Consider the following 18,883-nt stretch of genomic DNA (forward strand, 5'->3'; position numbering starts at 1 on the left):
GACACCGCCATGCCACGCGTCCTCCTCGTCGAAGACGACCCCTCCGTGCGCGAGGGAGTCGAGCTCGGGCTGCGGCGCTGCGGGCACGACGTCCTCGCCGCCGCGACCGGTGAAGCCGGTCTGGAGGCACTGCGTGCGTTCCGCCCCGACCTCCTGCTGCTCGACCTGATGCTGCCCGCCATGGACGGCGTCCAGGTGTGCTGCCGGGTGCGCGAGAACAGCCAGCTGCCGATCATCATGCTGACCGCGCTCGGCGACGACGTGGACATCGTCGTCGGCCTCGACGCCGGCGCGGACGACTACATCGTCAAACCCGCCCGCACCGAGGTCATCGAGGCCCGCATACGTGCCGTGCTGCGCGGCATCGAAGCCCCGAACGACGCGAGGCCCGCCGTCGAGCACCACGGTGAACTCGACATCGACCGTGGCGGTCACACCGTCAGCAGGTCGGGCGACCAGGTCGCCCTGGCCCCCTCCGAACTGAAGCTGCTGCTGCACCTGTCCGCCGCGCCGGAACAGGTCTTCAGCCGGCAGCGGCTCCTGGCAGATGTCTGGGACCACAGCTACTACAGTGACGTCCGCCTGGTGGACGCCTGCGTGCGGCGGCTGCGCATCAAGATCGAGGACCCGTCCTGCAGCCCTCGGTACATCCAGACCGTCCGCGGCCTCGGCTACCGGTTCGGTCCGCTGTGAGGATGCCGACAGCGGCCTCGGCGTTCGGGCTGCGCACCCGCTTGGTGCTCGCCTTCCTGCTGGTGGCCGCGGTCAGCGCCGTCACGACCGCCGCGCTGACCTATCGGGAGGCACGCAGCGCGGTCCTCGTACGCGCGCAGGACACCGCCGTCGTCTCCTTCCGCGAGGAGGCCGAACGGTTCGTCCCCAGCCTGCCCCTGGACCCCGAATCCCTCCGGTGGAACCTCTACGACATCGCCGCACGCGCCAAACCCCATCCGTGGATCGTCTTCGCCGAGTACGGCTCGCTGCGCGCCTCCTCGGGCGACCGGCCCGTCTCCGGCGTACTGACCGCGGAGCTGCGCCGCACCGCGCATGCCTCGCCGCACGGCAGCTTCGAACGGGTCGTCAAGGACGGGAAGGCGTATCTGACGATCGGGATGCCCGTGATGACCCGGGTCGTGGCCGGCGGCCGCGCGGTACCCAGCGGCCTGGTCCTCTTCGCCGTGATGCCCATGACGAACGAGGAGGTGGACATCGACGCCCTGGTGACCGCCGCCCGCGACGGCGCACTGCCCGGGCTCGCCGTCGCCCTGGTGCCCGCGCTGCTCGCGGCCCGCAGCGTCCTGCGCCCGGTCCGTGAACTGCGGCGTGCCGCGCACTCCATGGGCGGCGGTCAGCTCGACACCCGGATCGCCGTACGCGGCCGGGACGAAATGGCCGCCCTGGCCAGCACGTTCAACGAGTCGGCGGCCCGCCTCGAACACTCCGTACAGGAGCTGCGGGACGCCGGGACGCGGGCACGCCGCTTCGCCTCGGACGTCTCGCACGAGTTGCGCACCCCGCTCGCCGGCATGCTCGCCGTCACGGACGTGCTGGACGAGGACGCCGGGACGCTCGACCCGGACACCGCACGGGCGGTGCGCCTGATCAGCGCCGAGACCGGCAAGCTCGCCGTGCTGGTGGAGGATCTGATGGAGATATCCCGCTTCGACGCCCGGGTGGTGGCTCTCGTCGCCGACGAGGTCGACGCGGCCGAGGCCGTGCGCAGCACCCTGTCCGTCAGACAGTGGCTGGGACGGGTCCGTACGGAGCTGCCCGAGGGCTTCCGTATCCGCCTCGACCCGCGCCGCTTCGACGTCATCGTGGCCAACCTGGTCGGCAACGCCCTGCGGCACGGTGCCGAACCGGTCACCGTACGGCTGTCGAAACGCGGCGATGCGCTGATCATCGAGGTGCGCGACAGCGGCCCCGGGATCGCACCGGACGCGCTGCCGCACATCTTCGACCGCTTCTACAAGGCGGACGCCGCACGTTCCCGTTCGTCGGGCAGCGGCCTCGGGCTCGCGATCACCGAGGAGAACGTACGGCTGCACGGCGGCATGATCCACGCGCGGAACGCACCCGGCGGCGGCGCGCAGTTCACGGTGGAGCTGCCCTTCGAAGGGCCCGCGCAAGCCGCGGCACCGCCGGACGGCCGCGACGGAACGGGGGCCACGGCATGAGGGAGCAGACGTTCCGTGCGCGCAGGGCGGTCCGGCTGGCCGCGCTGCTGGTGCTCGCCGGAGCCCCGCTCACCGGCTGCGGTATCCAGGAGACGGCCGTGGTCGAGGCCGGCCGCCCGCCCGTCGCCGATCTGCTTCCGCCGCGTGAGGGACGTGTGCTGCTGTTCTTCATCTCCCCGGACGACGAACTGCTGCCCGTGCCACGGATCGTCGAACGGCCGTGGCTCAGCGGCACCGCCGGACCTGACGGCTCGTCCGCCGGCCCCGACGAGGTGCACGGACAGGACGGCCTGGGCGGTACGCCCCTGACGGGGGAGGAGATGAGCGAGCCCCTCCCCCCTCTCGCAGCCGTCACCGCCCTGCTCGCCGGGCCGGACAAGGCCGAACGGCGGGCCGGATTCCGCAATGCTCCCTCGCTGCCCCGTACGGCATCCGCCGCCGGCCGGATCGTGACGGGTGGCCCCACCGTCGAGGTGAACCTCAAGCTGAGGGTGACACGGCTGACCGCGCCCGCCCGCGACCAACTCGTCTGCACGGCCGCGTACGCGGCACATGCGCAGGGGGCCGTGTCCGTGAGCCTGGTGGGGCAGGACGGACGTCTCGCCCCGGCGGACTGCCCCGTTCGCGCGGTCCGGGTGCCGGCCCGCTGAGCCGTTGTCCGGGTGCCGGCACTCCGAGCCGTGGCGGAGGGCGCGCGCGCACGGCTGAGCGGCGGCCGGGGAGACCGGCCGCCGCCACGGCCCGCCGGAACTTCAGTTCCGGCGGGCCGCTCTCCTCCAACTCACCCGGGCGGGAGGCCCGCCCGGCGGAGCCTCACCTGCCGAAGAAGGCGTTGTGGATCGTGACCGCCGACTCGTTGTCGCTCTTGTCGGTGACGACGGCCTTCAGAGAGATCGCCCTGCCCTTCTCCGGGGCACGCACCGTGATCTTCCCGGCCACGACCGGGGCGGGCAGCCACTTCGCGTCGTCGTACGACACCAGCACCCGCAGCGTCTTCAGGTTGGCGCCGGCCGCCGCACCCTGCACCTCGACGGGAACGGTCTGCTTGCCGCCCGCCGGAACGGTGGAGTCCAGCGCGAGCTGCGGCAGGAATCGGACCGTGGAGACCGGAAGCATCGCCGGGCTCTCGGTGCGGGCCGAGGTGAAGGTCCACGAGGCGTCGATCCGGGTCCCGGCGCGGTTGACCGCGGGGTTCCGCTGGATCGTGGTCTCCACCTTGTACGCGGCGGATTCGGCCGGCAGCGCGAAGGGCTGCTGGTCGATGGCGGCGTCCTCCCGCAGGTACAGCCGGCCGTCGCGGTGGATGGTGGTGCTCGCCTTCGCGTACTCGGCGAATCCGGAATGCCCTGCCCCGTCACTGACCAGCGGGAACGCGCCGAAGATGTCGTCGCCGTCGCGTACGATCCCGTCGTCCGCCTTCATCCGCGGCCCCAGCACACCGACGTTGAAGGTCTCGGTGTACGTCGCCCCCGCCGAGAACTGCCGGTACCCGCCGAGCTCGTACGCCGAGTCGAGGCCCCGGTAGCCCGTCGGGTCCGCCTCGCCCAGGACACCCGCGACGATGTTCCAGGTGGCCCCGCCCGCCGTGGACAGGTACACATTCCGTGTCTCCGGTGCCGACCGCACGGTGTAGAGGGCGTCGACGCCGCCGCCGTGCTCCAGCATGCCGTGCGCCGCGAGGACACCGTCGACACCGGGTACGGACGAGCCGATCCTCGCCCTCACCAGGGCCATGTTCTTCGTCGTGTAGGTCCGGCTGAAGCCGGTGGCCAGTTCCCGCACCGGGCCGCCGGTGAGCATGTTGTACTCGTTGCCGTTCCGCTCCCAGTGGGCGGACCACTGCTGGGCGAGGGCACCCTCGGCCATCGGGGAACCCTGGTACGCGGTACGGAGGTTGTCGAAGCTGCTGTACTCGCGCCCCTCGATGATGAACGTCTCGGGTGTGCTCAGCGTGTACATCATTCCGGCGCGGGTGGGGCGCGCGGCCGCGTCCGGCACCTTGACGGTCACGGGCCGGGTGGTCCGGGCGTCGAGGGTGACCGTGGTGGGCCCGGTCACCGAGAGCTCGGGATTGTTGATCAGATCGGCGCCCTTGCGCGGGTCCACCGGGTCGACCAGCATGTCGGCGGCGAGGCTGTAAGTACCGCGCGGCAGCCGGACCGTGGTGGTGCCCGACGACAGATCGGGGAAGAACCGCAGGCCCGAGGCGGACTCGCGGTAGCCCTTCAGGTCGGCCTGCCAGGCGGTGCTGGGCGCACCGTCCCGTCCCAGGGTCTTGAAGGTGACGTCGTACGACTCGCTCTCACGCTCCACCGCAGCCGGGGTGCGCACGCTCACACTGCCTCCGGACGCGACGACCGTGGCCGAGTACGAGCCGTCGACCGTACCGCCGAGCCGGGTGTCGGCCGTCAGGTTCACGGCGGCGGTGCCGCCCGCCGGGACCGTGATCCGCTGCGCGTCAAGGGTGAAGAACCCGGCCGGGGCGGGCTGCCCGTCGCCGCCGGTGGGCGCCGCGAGCGACAGGTCCAGCGTCACGTCGGCGGTGCCGCTGTTGCGGTACGTCACCTCCTTGGTGACGGGGGTGTCGTCGGTGTGGGGCCACTGCTGGGTGGCCAGACCGACCGAGACCGGTTCGGAGACCAGTGTCCGGTCGATCGCCTTGTCGACGGCGAGCCGCCCCGCGCCCTGCTGGAAGACCGAGTGGGAACCGCCCTCGGCCGAGCCGGTCAGGGCGGCCTTGATCTGGGCGCCCGTCCAGGCGGGGTTCTTCTGCTTGAGGATCGCCGCCGCGCCCGCGACGTGCGGGGTGGCCATCGAGGTGCCGTCCTTGGTGGTGTACCCGGGCGGGTTCTGCCCCCCGGTGCCCGCCGCCGCGGCCGCCGTGATCGCCACGCCCGGCGCGGTGATGTCGGGCTTGACGGCTCCGTCCCCGGTGCGGGGCCCGACGCCGGAGAAGTCGGCGATCAGGTCGTCGTCGTCGACGGCGCCGACCGTCAGGGCCGCGTCGGCGCTGCCCGGCGATGCGACCGTGCCCCGCCCGGGCCCGCTGTTGCCCGCGGCTATCGCGAACAGGACGCCCTTCTCCGCGGAGACCTTGTTGACCTGGGCCTCCATCGGGTCGATCCCCGGGGTGTCGGGGCCGCCCAGACTCATGTTGATGACGTCGGCGCCCTGGGCGACAGCCCAGTCGACCCCCGCGATGATGCCGGAGTCGTCACCGATCCCACGGTCGTCCAGGACCTTGGCGCTGATCAGCTGAGCCCCGGGCGCCACGCCCTTGAACCGGGCGTCCTTCGCCCCGGTGCCGGCCGCGATGGAGGCCACGTGCGTGCCGTGTCCGACACGGTCCAGGGCGTCGGGGGAGCCGCTGAAGTTCCGCTCGGCCACCACCCGGCCCGTCAGATCCGGGTGGGTGGCGTCGATCCCGGTGTCCACGACGGCGATCTTCGTACCGGTGCCGTCGTACGAGCGGGCCCAGGCGGCCGGAGTGCCGATCTGCCCGGTGCTGCGGTCGAGCGACGCCTTACGGGTGCCGTCCAGCCAGATGTGCGCGATGCCGGAGGTCGTGGCCGCCGACCCGTCACCCCGCTGACGGGTCAGGGCATCCCACAGCGACCCCGTGCTGTCCGTGGCTCCGGCGCTGGTTACGGCATCGGCGTCGAGCGCCGACAGGGTCCGGCGTACGGTGGTGCCGTCGGAGGCCCGCACCTCGGCGCGGGCGGACCCGGCCGCCGACCCCCGGTAGCCGACGATCACCTTGAGTCCGGCCCGGTGGGCCTTGCGGCCCTCCGCCGCGGCGAGTCCGGTGATGTCGAACAGCCGCTGGTCCAGCGTGCCGTCGGCGATGAGCCGCCTGGCGTCCCGCGGCACCACATACGTACGGCCGTTCTGGGTCTGCGTGAAGAAGGGCATGTCCTCCCGGCCCTTCGCCCGCTCGATACCGCCGGCCCGGCCGCGGGAGTCCACGAGGACCCGGTCACCGGTGATCAGGGTGACGGTGTGCACGGTCCTGCCGACCGCCCCCAGGCCCTTGGTGGTGACCGGGAGAGCCGTGTCCGGGCCGCTGGTGTCCGCCGCTGCCGGACCTGTCATGCACGCCGTCAGCACGACGGCGGCCGCAGCGACGACGGCGTACGCCTTCTTTGATCGTTTACGCAAGATTGCCCCTGCTCAGGAGTGGATCGGGCGGGCGAAGGCCCAGCCCGCGCGGGGCCTGTTCGATTGCGCCCGGCCCCGGGGCTCTGAAGTATGCCGAGGCCGTTCGAACCCACTCAATGATCGTTGTGTAACAGCCGATCGGAGCGATGGGGCTTACGTGAGGGGCGACGGACAGGCCCGTACACGCGCACGTACATGTACGCGCCCGGGACCGTGTTCGCGGTCCCGGGCGCGTACGTGGTGCGTCCCGCGGTCAGCCCGTGCAGGGGCCGTTCACCGTGGGCGCGGCGGGGCTGTTCAGGCGAGCGTCCACTTCTGGTTGGCGGCCCCGGTGCAGGTCCACAGCTGGGCACGGGTGCCGTTGGCCGAGGAGCTGCCGGTGGCGTCCACGCACTTGTCCGCCTGTGGGTTGACGATGTCGCGGGCGCCGGTGACGGTCCATCGCTGGTTCGGGCCGGCACTGCAGTCCCAGAGCTGGAGCTGTGCCCCGTTCGCGGTGCTGTTGCCGGTCACGTCGAGGCACTTGCCGAGGGCCCGGACGGTGCCGTCGGAGCGTACGTCCCACTGCTGGGCCGCGGTGCCGTTGCAGTCGTAGAGCTGCACGGCGGTGCCGTTGGCGGAGCTGGCGCCCGCCACGTCGAGGCACTTCCCGCCGATGCCCCGGATGGTCCGGCCGGCCGGCGGGTTGGTGCCGCCGTCGGTGCTCACACGCACGTAGTCCACGACGAGCTGCTGCGGGAAGCGGGTGGAACCGTCGGGGTCGCCGGGCCAGTAGCCGCCGACCGCGAGGTTCAGGATCATGAAGAAGGGCTTGTTGAAGACCCACTGCCGGCCGCCGAGGTCGGCGGGGGTGCGGGTCTGGTAGACGTTCCCGTCCACCGACCACCTGATGGAGTTGGGGCTCCAGTCGATGGCGAAGGTGTGGAAGTTGTCCGCGAAGGCCGCTCCGCCCGGCAGGGTGTATCCCGCGCCGATACCGCCGGAGCCGGAGTAGCCCGGTCCGTGCAGCGTGCCGTGCACGGTGCCCGGCTCGAAGCCGACGTTCTCCATGATGTCGATCTCGCCCGCGGCGGGCCAGCCGATGTTGCCCATGTCGTTGCCGAGCATCCAGAAGGCGGGCCAGATGCCCTGGCCGCGCGGGAGTTTCATGCGGGCCTCGACGCGCCCGTACTGGGCGGTGAACTTCCCGGCCGTGTTGAGCCGGGCCGAGGTGTACTCGCACCGGCCGTACCAGCAGTTGTAGTTGGCCGGGTTCTCCCTCTTCGCCGTGATGACGAGGTTGCCCTGACCGTCGAGCGCGGCGTTGTTCGTGCCCGAGGTGTAGTACTGCCGCTCGTGGTTGTTGACGTTGTCGCCGGTCTCCAGCTGCCATCTGGAGCCGTTGACGCCGGAACCGGCCGGCCCGTCGAAGTTCTCGTCGAAGGTCACGGCGAGGGGGGTGGCATCGGCGGAGACCGGGGCCGGGGCGGGGGCGGCCTGCACGGCGGTCGGGCTGAGGGAGGCGAGACCGAGAACGGCTGCTGCCGCCAGCCAGGTCAGGGATCTGTGGCGCCAAGGCGTGCGCACGGGGCATCACATCGCTTTCGTGGGGGTGTGGGGAGGAGAGGGAGGACCAGCTGAGTGACGCGTACATGACAGGGCGGAGTGCGCCAACGGTCACGTACGAACACGAAATGAAGTGATCCGGGGATCCCGGGGGGAAGCGGTGTTCAACAGTTGGCGATAACGATTTAAGGAGGGCGCCGGAGGTCCGTCAAGGTGTTCGTCTGGACCAATTCCCTTCACCGCAGGTCAGGTTGGTGTTCCACCGGACGGCACGCGAGCGGCCCCACGGTCGGCGGTGGTACTGGAGCCACGGCTCCGGGAGCCGCCGCGCCCCCCGCCTGCGGACCTCAACCGGAAGCCCAACCAGCGACTTTGTCCCCCCAGTAGAGAAAGATGAGGCCAGGTACGTCAAAGGGCTTTCTGGTCCGCGAAAAAGCCATTACCTTCCTGCTCTGTACCGAACGGCAAAGGACCGGGCGCCCCTTCCTCCCCCCGGGGGCACCCATGTCCGCGGCGCGACGGCGCGCGCCTGTGCTCCAGACCTCACCCCGTCATCACACGGAGGATGCGCGTGCACAGGAGACTCACCAGACCCCTCGCGGCGCTCGCCTGCACCTTGCTCGCCGCCGCGGGCGCCCTGACCGCCCAGCAGAGACCCGCCGCAGCGGCCCCCGAACCCGTGGCAAGCGTCGCGGCCGACGAGTTCCAGCAGGTCACCCTCGCCAAGGGGGTGGCCGAGACCGGCGAGCCCATGACCCTCGCCGTCCTGCCCGACCGGTCCGTCCTGCACACCTCACGGGACGGCACCCTCCGCCTCACCGACGCCGCCGGCACCACCAAGGTCGCCGGGAAACTGGACGTCTACTCGCATGACGAAGAGGGCCTCCAGGGCGTGGGCGTGGACCCCGGCTTCACCACCAACCGCTTCGTCTACCTCTACTACGCACCGAAGCTGACCACCCCCGCCGGCGACGCACCCGCCACCGGCTCCGCGACGGACTTCGCCCCCTTCGACGGAGTCAACCGGCTGTCACGGTTCTCCCTCAGGACCGACGGCACCCTCGACACCGCCAGCGAGAAGAAGGTCCTCGACGTCCCCGCGAGCCGTGGGCTGTGCTGCCACGTCGGTGGTGACATCGACTTCGACGCCCAGGGCAACCTGTACCTCTCCACCGGCGACGACAGCAACCCCTTCGCCTCCGACGGCTACACCCCCATCGACGAGCGCGCCAACCGCAACCCCGCGTACGACGCCCAGCGCTCCTCCGGCAACACCAACGACCTGCGCGGCAAGGTGCTGCGGATCAAGATCGGCGCCGACGGAAACTACACCATCCCCTCCGGCAACCTCTTCGCGCCCGGAACCGCGAGGACCAGGCCGGAGATCTACGCCATGGGCTTCCGCAACCCCTTCCGGATGAGCGTCGACAAGCCCACCGGCACCGTCTACCTCGGCGACTACGGCCCCGACGCGGGCACGGCCAACGCCGGACGCGGACCCGCCGGACAGGTCGAGTTCAACCGCATCACCAAGGCCGGCAACTACGGCTGGCCCTACTGCGTCGGCAACAACAGCCCCTACGTGGACTACAACTTCGCCACCTCCACATCGGGCGCCGCCTTCTCCTGCACCGCACCGAAGAACACCTCGCCCAACAACACCGGCCTGACCGACCTGCCCCCGGCCCAGCCCGCCTGGATACCGTACGACGGGGGTTCCGTCCCCGAATTCGGCGGCGGCTCCGAGTCACCCATGGGCGGGCCCGTCTACCGCTACGACGCGGCCTCGGCCTCCACGGTCAAGTTCCCGCAGACCTTCGACGGCGACTACTTCGCCGGTGAATTCGGCCGCCGGTGGATCAAGCGCATCGAGCAGGGCTCCGACGGCGCCGTGCAGTCGATCAACGCGTTCCCCTGGCAGGGCACCCAGGTCATGGACATGGCCTTCGGCCCGGACGGCGCGCTGTACGTCCTCGACTACGGCACCGGCTACTTCAACGGGGACGCCAACAGCGCGGTCTACCGCATCGAGTACGTCACCGACGGACGCGCCCCGCTCGCCAAGGCCACCGCCAACCGCACCTCGGGCCAGGCGCCGCTCGCCGTGGCGTTCTCCTCGGCCGGGACCTCCGACCCCGACGGCGACCCGCTCACGTACGCCTGGAAGTTCGGTGACGGGGCCACCTCCACCGCCGCGAACCCCTCGCACACCTACACCGCCAACGGCCGCTACACCGCCGAACTGACCGTCTCCGACGGCACCGGCAACACCGCCACCGCCTCCGTCGTCATCACCGTCGGCAACACCGCGCCCACAGTCACCCTCAACCTGCCCGCCGACGGCTCCATCATCGACCCGGGCGCCGCCGTACCCTTCACGGTCACCGTCACCGACCCCGAGGACGGCACGATCGACTGCTCCAAGGTGAAGGTCACCTTCATCATCGGCCACGACAGCCACGGCCACCCGCAGACCTCCGCCACCGGCTGCTCCGGCACCGTACAGACCATCGCCGACGGTGAGCACGACCCCAACGCGAACATCTTCGGCGTCTGGGACGCCGAGTACACCGACAAGGGGGCCAACGGGCAGCCCGCCCTGACCACGCACGACCAGAACGTCAGCCAGGGCAGCAAGCGGCAGGCCGAGCACTTCGGCGGCTCCGCCGGCATCCAGATCGTCGACAAGGCCACGGCGAACGGCGGCAAAACCGTCGGCTACATCGACAACAACGACTGGATCTCCTTCACCCCGTACATCCTCGGCAACGCCACCAAGCTGACCGCCCGGGTCTCCTCCGGCGGCGCGGGAGGCACACTGGAGGTTCGGGCCGGCTCACCCACCGGCACCCTGCTCGGCTCGGCCGCGGTCCCCGTGACCGGAGGCTGGGACACCTTCCGGGACGTGAGCGCGGACCTGACCAACCGCCCGGCCTCCACCACCACCCTGTACCTCGTCTTCAAGGGCGGCAGCGGCTCCCTCTTCGACCTCGACGACTTCACCTTCACCACCAGCGGGGCCACCGCGCCCGGCGGTGAACTCAAGGGAATCGGCGGCAAGTGCGCGGAGGCCGCGGGGGGAGCCGGCGCCGACGGCACACAGATCCAGTTGTGGACCTGCAACCAGAGCGCCGCGCAGAAGTGGACGCCCGGCACGGACGACACGCTGCGCGCACTCGGCAAGTGCCTGGACATCAGCGGCGCGGGAACGGCCGACGGCACGAAGATCCAGCTGTACGGGTGCAACGGCACAGGCGCCCAGAAGTGGGTGGCACAGGCCGACGGAACGTTGAAGAACCCGGTGTCCGGCAAGTGCCTGGACGCTTCCGGAGCCGCCTCGGCGGACGGCACCAAGCTCCACCTGTGGACCTGCCACACCGGCGCCAACCAGAAGTGGACCCTGACATGAGCCGACGACTCACCCGTCTCGCCTGCTGGGCCGCCTGCGGCCTGCTCGGCGCCGCCGTCCTGCCCACGGCGGTCTCCACGGCCTCCGAACCGGCGCCGGCCGTCCCCGCCCGCGTGTCGGCCGTCCCCGCCCGCGTGTCGGCCGTCCCCGCCCGCGTGTCGGCCGCCCCCGTCCGCGCGGCGGCGGTGGCCGCGGACCCCGCGTACGACGTGCTGGTCTTCTCCAAGACCGCCGGCTTCCGCCACTCCTCCATCGACGAAGGCATCACCGCCCTGCGCCAGCTGGGCACCGCCAACAACTTCACCGTCACCGCGACCGAGGACGCCGCCGCCTTCACCCCCGCCAACCTCAGCGGCTACGAGGCCGTCGTCTTCCTCTCCACCACCGGAGACGTCCTCAACACCGCCCAGCAGAGCGCCTTCGAGGGGTACATCCAGTCGGGCGGCGGCTACGTCGGCATCCACGCGGCGGCCGACACCGAGTACGACTGGACCTGGTACAGCGGCCTGGCCGGCGCCCTGTTCAAGTCCCACCCGCACATCCAGCCGGCCACCGTGAAGGTGGAGGACCGCGCCCACGACGCCACCGCCCACCTCGGCTCCACCTGGCAGCGGACCGACGAGTGGTACGACTACCGCACCAACCCCCGCACTTCGGCCCACGTCCTGGCCTCGCTCGACGAGTCCACCTACAGCGGCGGCACCATGGGCGGCGACCACCCCATCGCCTGGTGCAAGGGCTACGAAGGAGGGCGCGCCTTCTACACCGGCGGCGGCCACACCGAGGACTCCTACGCCGACCCCGTCTTCCGACGCCATCTGCTCGGCGGCATCCGCTGGGCCGCGGAGATGACGGAGGCCGACTGCCGCCCGGAGACCGGCTACACCACCCTGTTCGGCACCTCCGGGACCACCGGCTGGAAGCAGGCCGGTCCTGGCTCCTTCGCCAACGCCGACAACACCCTGACCTCCCGGGGCGGCCTCGGCCTGTTCTGGTACCAGGCGAAGGAGTACAAGTCCTACTCCCTGAAGCTCGACTGGCGCCAGGCCGGTGACGACAACTCCGGTGTCTTCGTGGGCTTCCCGGCCTCCGACGACCCGTGGTCGGCCGTCAACAACGGGTACGAGATCCAGATCGACGCCACCGACACCCCCGACCGCACCACCGGCTCCGTCTACGGGTTCAAGTCCGCCGACCTCGCCGCCCGGGACGCGGCCCTCAACCCGCCGGGGGAGTGGAACACGTATGAGATCCGGGTCGAGGGCGAGCGCCTCCAGCTCTTCCTCAACGGCCGCAAGATCAACGACTTCACCAACACCGACCCCGCCCGTAGCCTCCAGCAGGGGCACATCGGCCTGCAGAACCACGGCGAGGGCGACGACGTGTCCTTCCGCAACATCCGCGTCAAGGAGCTCGGCGGCGCGACCGGACCCCGGGAGGGCGCTGTCACCGGCATCGGCGGCAAGTGCGTCGACGTGGCAGGCGGGTCGAGCGCCGACGGCACGCAGATCCAGTTGTGGACGTGCAATCAGAGCGCCGGCCAGAAGTGGGCGGTCGGCACGGACGACACGCTGCGCGCACTCGGCAAGTGCCTGGACATCAGCGGCGCGGGAACGGCCGACGGCACGAAGATCCAGCTGTACGGGTGCAACGGCACGGGCGCCCAGAAGTGGGTGGCACAGGCCGACGGAACGTTGAAGAACCCGGCGTCGGGCAAGTGCCTGGACGCCTCCGGGGTCTCCTCGGCGGACGGCACCAAGCTCCACCTGTGGACCTGCCACACCGGTGCCAACCAGAAGTGGGCGCTCCCCGGCTGAGCGGCCCTCCCGACTCCGGGGCCGCCGCGGGAGGCGGTGACCCCGGGACCGGCCGCCACACGGGGCCGGTGACGGCGGCGGGGCGCAACGCCGAAACGCACCGCCGCCGTTCTTCGACCGCCGGGCCCGGCTTTCTGCCGCGCACGCGCTCGTCAGACGCCGACGGGCACTTCGATCCCGAAGTGGCCGTCGGCCTCCGGCTGCGCGGCGGCGTAAGCGCCCATCCGAGTGGCCAGGCAGCCCACCACACGTCTGGTGAGGGGTTCGTCGGGACCGGCCGTCCCCTCCGGAGGCAGCAGGGTCTCGGCCTCGGACGGCGGACTGCCACCGAGATAGCGGGCCGTGTCCCTGTTGACGACCCAACAGGCCACCGCGACCCTCGCCACTCCCGGCCGGGTGCGCTTCGCGCGGACGTGGGCGTACATGCTGAAGTCGTCCCCACCGAGAGAGACGGTGGTGCTGAACTCCCCGCCACGGGGAAACCTGCCCAGCAACTCGGCCACGGCGGGTTCCACCACCGCTCGCGCCATGGGTTCCGCGTACACCATGATGCCTCCCCTTCAAGAGATGAGCACAGGGCGGAGCGCCCGGCCCTCCTCCATGCTCCTCCCATCTCCCTTGTGGATTAAATGAGTTGAGCCACGCTCGTTGACAGCCCTCCCTCCCGGCAGGACGCTTGAGAGCGCTCTCAAGAGTGATGTGCACACCGTTCCACCCACGGATCCGACCGATGAGGAGGACGAGCATGCCCGCTCCATGGAAAGGTCTCGCTTCACTGACCGCCGCGTTGGCCCTGGCGGCAGGTCTGACCACCGCCGTCGCCCCGACCGCAGCCGAAGCCGCGGTGCCCGCGACCATCCCGCTGACCATCAAGAACGACTCGGCCCGCGGCGACCAGATCTACGTCTACAACCTGGGAACGGAGCTCTCCACAGGCCGGCAGGGCTGGGCCGACGCGAACGGCACGTTCCACCCCTGGCCGGCCGGAGGCAACCCCCCGACCCCGGCGCCGGACGCGTCGATCGCCGGGCCGCGCAACGGACAGTCCCTGACGATCCGGATGCCGAAATTCTCCGGCCGCGTCTACTTCTCGTACGGCCAGAAACTCGTCTTCAAGGTCACCACCGGTGGACTCGTCCAGCCCGCGGTCCAGAACCCGAGCGACCCGAACAGGAACATCCTGTTCAACTGGACCGAGTACACCCTCAACGACGCCGGCCTGTGGATCAACAGCACCCAGGTCGACATGTTCTCCGCCCCGTACTCCGTCGGGGTCAAGGCCCCCGGCGGAAGCGTCAAGAGCACCGGCCGCCTCAAGGCGGGCGGCTACAACGCCGTCCTCAACTCCCTCAGGAACCAGCCCGGCGGCTGGGCCGGCCTCCTCCAGACCCGGTCCGACGGAACCGTCCTGCGCGCTCTGTCCCCCGGCCACGGCGTCGGTGCCGGCACCCTCCCGGCCGGCATCCTGAACGACTACGTCAATCGTGTCTGGAGCCGCTACAGCAGCTCCGTCCTGACGGTCACCCCGTTCGCGCACGAGCCGAACACCAAGTACTTCGGCCGGGTCTCCGGGAACACCATGAACTTCACCAACAGCGCGGGTGCGTTCGTGACCTCGTTCCAGAAGCCGGACTCGGACAGCATCTTCGGCTGCTACAAGCACCTGGACGCCCCCAACGACCTGGTACGTGGCCCGATCTCCCGCACACTGTGCGCGGGCTTCAACCGCTCCACCCTGCTGACCAGCGCGAACCAGCCGGACAACAACGCGGCGAACTTCTACCGGGACGCCGTGACCAACCACTACTCCCGCCTCATCCACGCACAGATGGTGGACGGCAAGGCGTACGGCTTCGCCTTCGACGACGTGGGCGCCCACGAGTCGCTCGTCCACGACGGCAACCCGCAAGAAGCGTTCATCACGCTCGACCGGTTCAGCTGACCATCTGCTCCTTCCTGGCCGCAGGGGCCCACGGCCGTGATCCCGTACGCACCGGCCGTCGGCTCCTGGGGCGTTTCTCGCCCTCGCCCTCCGCTCCCGGCACGGACCGCTGCGAAATGGCGGTCGACGGTCACACTCCGCTGATGTCCGGCCAAGAGATGATCAAGGCGTGACCAAGTCTTGTCATGTATGAAGCTCCGTCAGTCATGTGGAAGTTAGCGTCCGGGCGTGAAGACGACCCGACATGCCCAGACGCCGACGGCGCCCACGCGCCGCACGCTGCTCCGCGCCTCCGCCGCCACCGCGGCAGGCGGTGTACTCGTAGCCGGTGCTTCGCCCGTGGGAGCCGTCACCCGGACCCGGGCAGTACCTTCGACGCGACCCGCCACTCCCGCAGCCGCCCTGGCCGCGCTCTCCACGGGCAACCGCCGGTGGCGTACCTTCCATCAGCAGCACCCCCACGAGTCCTCCTCGGTGCGCCACTCGCTGGTGTCCGGCCAGTCGCCCTTCGCCCTGATACTCGGCTGCATCGACTCCCGCGTGCCGCCGGAGCTCGTCTTCGACCAGGGGCTGGGCGACCTCATGACCGTGCGCTCGGCCGGTGAGGTGCTGGACGAGGCGGTGCTCGGGAGCATCGCCTACGGAGTGCTGGAGCTGGGCATCCCGCTGGTCGTGGTCCTGGGACACCAGGCGTGCGGTGCGGTCGCCGCGGCCGTGCACGCGGAGGAGACCGGGGAGCACCTGCCCGCTCACATCCAGTACGTGGCCGACCAGATCAAGCCCGCGATCGTCCACTCGCAGCACGGTGACGCACGCGTGGACGCCACCGTCAGCGCACAGGTCCGGCTGGTCAGGTCCCGGCTGGCCCGCGAGAGAGACCTCGCGGCCAAGGTGGCCGCCGGAGAGCTGGAGATCGTGGGCGCGCGCTACGAACTGAGCACCCAGCTGGTCCACCGCATCAGCTGACCGCCGCAGGGGGGCGAGCCCTTCGGCGTCGGGTGGCGGGGCGGGCGACACCGAAGGGCTCATCTCAGGACTTCACTAGCTCTGCCCCGGGCTCAGGACTTCACGAGCTCTGCCTCCGGCCGCTGTTCGGGAATCGCCTGGTTCAGCCGCTCGCCCTCGATGTCGAGGTCGGGCAGGACCCGGTCGACGGGGCGGGGCAGCCACCAGGCGGCGCGGCCCAGAAGATGCATGACCGCGGGCACCAGGGCCATGCGGACGACGAACGCGTCGATGAGAACGCCGATGGCGAGGGCGAACCCGATGGACTTGATGACGGGGTCGTGCATGAAGACGAATCCGCCGAAGACGGCGGTCATGATGATCGCCGCGGCGGTGACCACCCGGGCGTTGTGGCCGACGCCGCTGATGACGGCCTGGCGCGCCTCGGTCCCGTGGACGAAGTCCTCCCGCATCCGCGAGACGAGGAAGACCTCGTAGTCCATGGCCAGACCGAAGAGGATCCCGATCAGGAGGATGGGCAGGAAACTCACCAGGGGGCCCGGGGTGTCGAGGCCGACCAGCTGCGACAGATGCCCTTCCTGGAAGATCGCGACGGTGATGCCGAACGTGGCGCCGATGGTGAGGAGGAAGCCCAGGGCGGCCTTCAGCGGCACCAGGACCGACCTGAAGACGAGCATCAGCAGCAGCACCGACAGGCCCACGACGAGCAGGAGATACACCGGCAGGGCGGCGGCAAGCTTCTCCGACACGTCGATGCCGACCGCGGTCACCCCGGTCAGCGCGATGTCGGCGCCCTGAACGCCCGCCACCCGGTCGCGGATCGCGTGCACGGTGTCCTCGGTCGCGGCGGCGGTGGGCCCCGTCCTGGGGATCACGGCCAGCAGAGCGGTCGTGCCCTGTTCGTTCAGCTGAGGGGCGGCGACGGCCAGGACGCCGTCGGTGTCCAAGATCAGCGCGGTGGCCTCCTTGGCCGCCTGTGCGGTCGCCTGTGCGTCGGCCGCCGAGACGACGGCGACCAGGCGACCGTTGAAGCCTTCGCCGAACCCCTCGGTCGTCAGGTCGTAGGCCTCGCGGTTGGGCGAACCGGCCGCTTCGGTGCTCGCGTCGGGCAGAGCCAGACGCATGTCCTGTACGGGGAGGGCGAGTGCGCCGAGGCCCACGACGCCCACGAGGAGGACGGGGACGCGCAACCGTGCCACGATCCGGCCCCAGCGGAAGCCGAAGGCCGTCCCCGTACCGGTGGACGAGGGTGCGCTGTCCTGCTTGCGGCGCGTGCGGGGCAGGACACGGACGCCCGCGAATCCGAGGACGGCCGGCAGCAGGGTCAGGGAGACCAGCACCGCGAGGGCGACCGTGGCGGCTGCGGCGAGACCCATGACCGTAAGGAAGGGGACACCGGCGACCGCGAGTCCCGCGAGCGCGATGACGACCGTGGCACCGGCGAAGACGACGGCCGAACCGGCCGTACCGGCGGCCCGCCCGGCGGCCTCCTCCCCGTCCATGCCGTCCGCGAGGTACTGCCGGTAGCGGGAGGTGATGAAGAGCGCGTAGTCGATGCCCACGGCCAGGCCCAGCATGAGCGCCAGAATGGGCGCCGTGCTGGTCAGTTCGACGATGCTGCTGAGGGAGAAGAGACCGGCCATGCCGGCGGCCACCCCGACGAGGGCGTTGAGCAGGGTCATCCCGGCCGCCACGAGGGAGCCGAACGTGAGGACCAGCACGAGCGCCGCGACACCGACGCCGATGATCTCGGTCGAGCCGATCTCGGGGGCGCCCCGCATGATCTCGCCCCCGTGTTCCACCCGGAGCCCCTCGGCGGACGCGCCTGCCGCGGTGAACGACTTCCGCTGCGCGTCGGTGACGCTGTCGGCCACCGAGTCGAACTGCACCTGGATCAGGGCGTAACGCCCGTCCGGCGAAAGGGTCCGGGCCTGGAACGGGTCGATGGCCGCGAGGACACCGGGCACCTCGGCCGCTTCCTCGACCACCGGGGCCACGGCGGCGGGAGTGAGCTTCTCACCCTCGGGGGCGGCCACGATGATCGTGCCTGTCGCACCTCCCGCCTGCGGGAACTCCCGGGCGAGCGAGTCCAGGGCCTGCTGCGACTCGGTCCCGGGTATGGAGAACTCGCTGGTGGCCGGCGCGCTGAAGGCGATCGCGCCACCACCGAGCAGGGCGAGCAGCAGCAGCCACAGGGCGAGTACCCGGCCTCGACGGCGGAAGGACAGCCGGCCGAGCCGGTACAGGAGAACAGCCATGCGAAGCGGCGCCTTTCTCTTCGGTTGCACAGCCTGTCTCAGCTGTGAGGATGCCCGAGGGTTCTGAGTGCCCCTCGGATCAGTTCGTCGCGCATCACGTCGGGCGGGACATCGACGCCGCCGGCGACCGCGACCGCCACCCCGCCGATCACCATGCGGGCCGAGACGAGTGCGCCGGGCTCCCGCGAGCGGCCGGCCAGCGCGTCGGCGAGCCGGTCGACGGCAGGAGGGATGACCGCCAGAGCGGGATGCCCGAGCATCTGCGGCAGCTCCGCGAAGATGATTTTGAGTTCCAGGTGGAACAGCATCGCGAGGCCGACATATCCCGTCACGGCCGGTTCCACCGCGCGCGAGCCTTCCAGAGCGGCCAGTTCGCCGTTGAGTGCGGAGAGCCCCTCGGCCGGCGGCGTCAGCAGTTCGGTGAGGATCGCTTCCTTCTCGGCGAAGTGGTAGAGCAGGGAGGCCTTCGAGCACGGCACCTCGGCCGCGATGTCCTGCAAGGAAGCCCCCTTGAAGCCGTGGTGGGCGAACAGGCGAAGGGCGGCATCCAGAATGTGACGGCGCATCTCGGAACGCGGACGAGGCATGCGTCATGGTAGCTGACCGATCGG

General features: G+C 70.8%; 12 protein-coding genes. 7 read left to right on the forward strand and 5 right to left on the reverse strand.

Annotated features, from left to right (window positions below; genetic code table 11):
* Positions 1-9 precede the first annotated feature (9 nt).
* Genes ACK8N7_RS35915 through ACK8N7_RS35925 form a run of 3 tightly spaced genes read left to right on the forward strand, consistent with a single transcriptional unit; the run spans position 10 to position 2,827 of the window.
* On the forward strand, positions 10-693 hold the full coding sequence (locus tag ACK8N7_RS35915; protein ID WP_403215338.1) for a response regulator: 684 nt from the start codon (positions 10-12) through the stop codon (positions 691-693).
* 2 nt (positions 694-695) lie between these two features.
* Complete coding sequence (locus ACK8N7_RS35920) at positions 696-2,177, forward strand: ATP-binding protein (RefSeq protein ID WP_403215337.1); 1,482 nt, start codon at positions 696-698, stop codon at positions 2,175-2,177.
* Positions 2,174-2,827, forward strand: coding sequence for a hypothetical protein (locus tag ACK8N7_RS35925; RefSeq protein ID WP_403215335.1), 654 nt, complete (start codon positions 2,174-2,176; stop codon positions 2,825-2,827). Before ACK8N7_RS35920 ends, ACK8N7_RS35925 begins: the two co-directional genes overlap by 4 nt.
* 163 nt (positions 2,828-2,990) lie before the next feature.
* Here ACK8N7_RS35925 and ACK8N7_RS35930 read toward each other — a convergent pair whose 3' ends face one another.
* Positions 2,991-6,335: a S8 family peptidase gene (locus ACK8N7_RS35930; protein WP_500445276.1), complete on the reverse strand. Its 3,345-nt coding sequence runs from the start codon at positions 6,333-6,335 to the stop codon at positions 2,991-2,993.
* Positions 6,336-6,632: 297 nt separating this feature from the next.
* Positions 6,633-7,901 carry an RICIN domain-containing protein gene (locus tag ACK8N7_RS35935; protein WP_500445278.1) on the reverse strand — a complete coding sequence of 423 codons (1,269 nt, stop codon included), beginning with the start codon at positions 7,899-7,901 and terminating at the stop codon, positions 6,633-6,635.
* 550 nt (positions 7,902-8,451) lie between these two features.
* Here ACK8N7_RS35935 and ACK8N7_RS35940 point away from each other — a divergent pair.
* On the forward strand, positions 8,452-11,289 hold the full coding sequence (locus tag ACK8N7_RS35940; RefSeq protein WP_500445280.1) for a PQQ-dependent sugar dehydrogenase: 2,838 nt from the start codon (positions 8,452-8,454) through the stop codon (positions 11,287-11,289).
* On the forward strand, positions 11,286-13,106 hold the full coding sequence (locus tag ACK8N7_RS35945) for a ThuA domain-containing protein (RefSeq protein WP_500445282.1): 1,821 nt from the start codon (positions 11,286-11,288) through the stop codon (positions 13,104-13,106). The genes ACK8N7_RS35940 and ACK8N7_RS35945 overlap by 4 nt, the downstream gene beginning before the upstream one ends.
* A 152-nt stretch (positions 13,107-13,258) precedes the next feature.
* Here the strand turns inward: ACK8N7_RS35945 and ACK8N7_RS35950 are convergent, their stop codons facing one another.
* A complete protein-coding gene (locus ACK8N7_RS35950; RefSeq protein ID WP_403215326.1) occupies positions 13,259-13,654 on the reverse strand; it encodes a hypothetical protein in 396 nt (131 codons plus the stop codon).
* Positions 13,655-13,851: 197 nt separating this feature from the next.
* On the opposite strand from ACK8N7_RS35950, the gene ACK8N7_RS35955 reads away from it, so the two are divergent.
* Together ACK8N7_RS35955 and ACK8N7_RS35960 are read left to right on the forward strand one after the other, a co-directional pair.
* Positions 13,852-15,048 (forward strand): glycoside hydrolase family 64 protein, encoded by a 1,197-nt coding sequence (locus tag ACK8N7_RS35955; protein ID WP_403215324.1) that lies wholly within the window; start codon positions 13,852-13,854, stop codon positions 15,046-15,048.
* A gap of 228 nt (positions 15,049-15,276) precedes the next feature.
* On the forward strand, positions 15,277-16,014 hold the full coding sequence (locus ACK8N7_RS35960; RefSeq protein WP_500445284.1) for a carbonic anhydrase: 738 nt from the start codon (positions 15,277-15,279) through the stop codon (positions 16,012-16,014).
* Positions 16,015-16,106: 92 nt separating this feature from the next.
* Here the strand turns inward: ACK8N7_RS35960 and ACK8N7_RS35965 are convergent, their stop codons facing one another.
* Both ACK8N7_RS35965 and ACK8N7_RS35970 read right to left on the reverse strand, forming a co-directional pair.
* Complete coding sequence (locus ACK8N7_RS35965) at positions 16,107-18,272, reverse strand: MMPL family transporter (protein WP_500445286.1); 2,166 nt, start codon at positions 18,270-18,272, stop codon at positions 16,107-16,109.
* Positions 18,273-18,310: 38 nt separating this feature from the next.
* Positions 18,311-18,859 carry a TetR/AcrR family transcriptional regulator gene (locus ACK8N7_RS35970; RefSeq protein ID WP_403215321.1) on the reverse strand — a complete coding sequence of 183 codons (549 nt, stop codon included), beginning with the start codon at positions 18,857-18,859 and terminating at the stop codon, positions 18,311-18,313.
* Positions 18,860-18,883: the final 24 nt, after the last annotated feature.

It is taken from the genome of Streptomyces griseobrunneus, from assembly GCF_046713465.1.
GTDB lineage: Bacteria > Actinomycetota > Actinomycetes > Streptomycetales > Streptomycetaceae > Streptomyces > Streptomyces microflavus.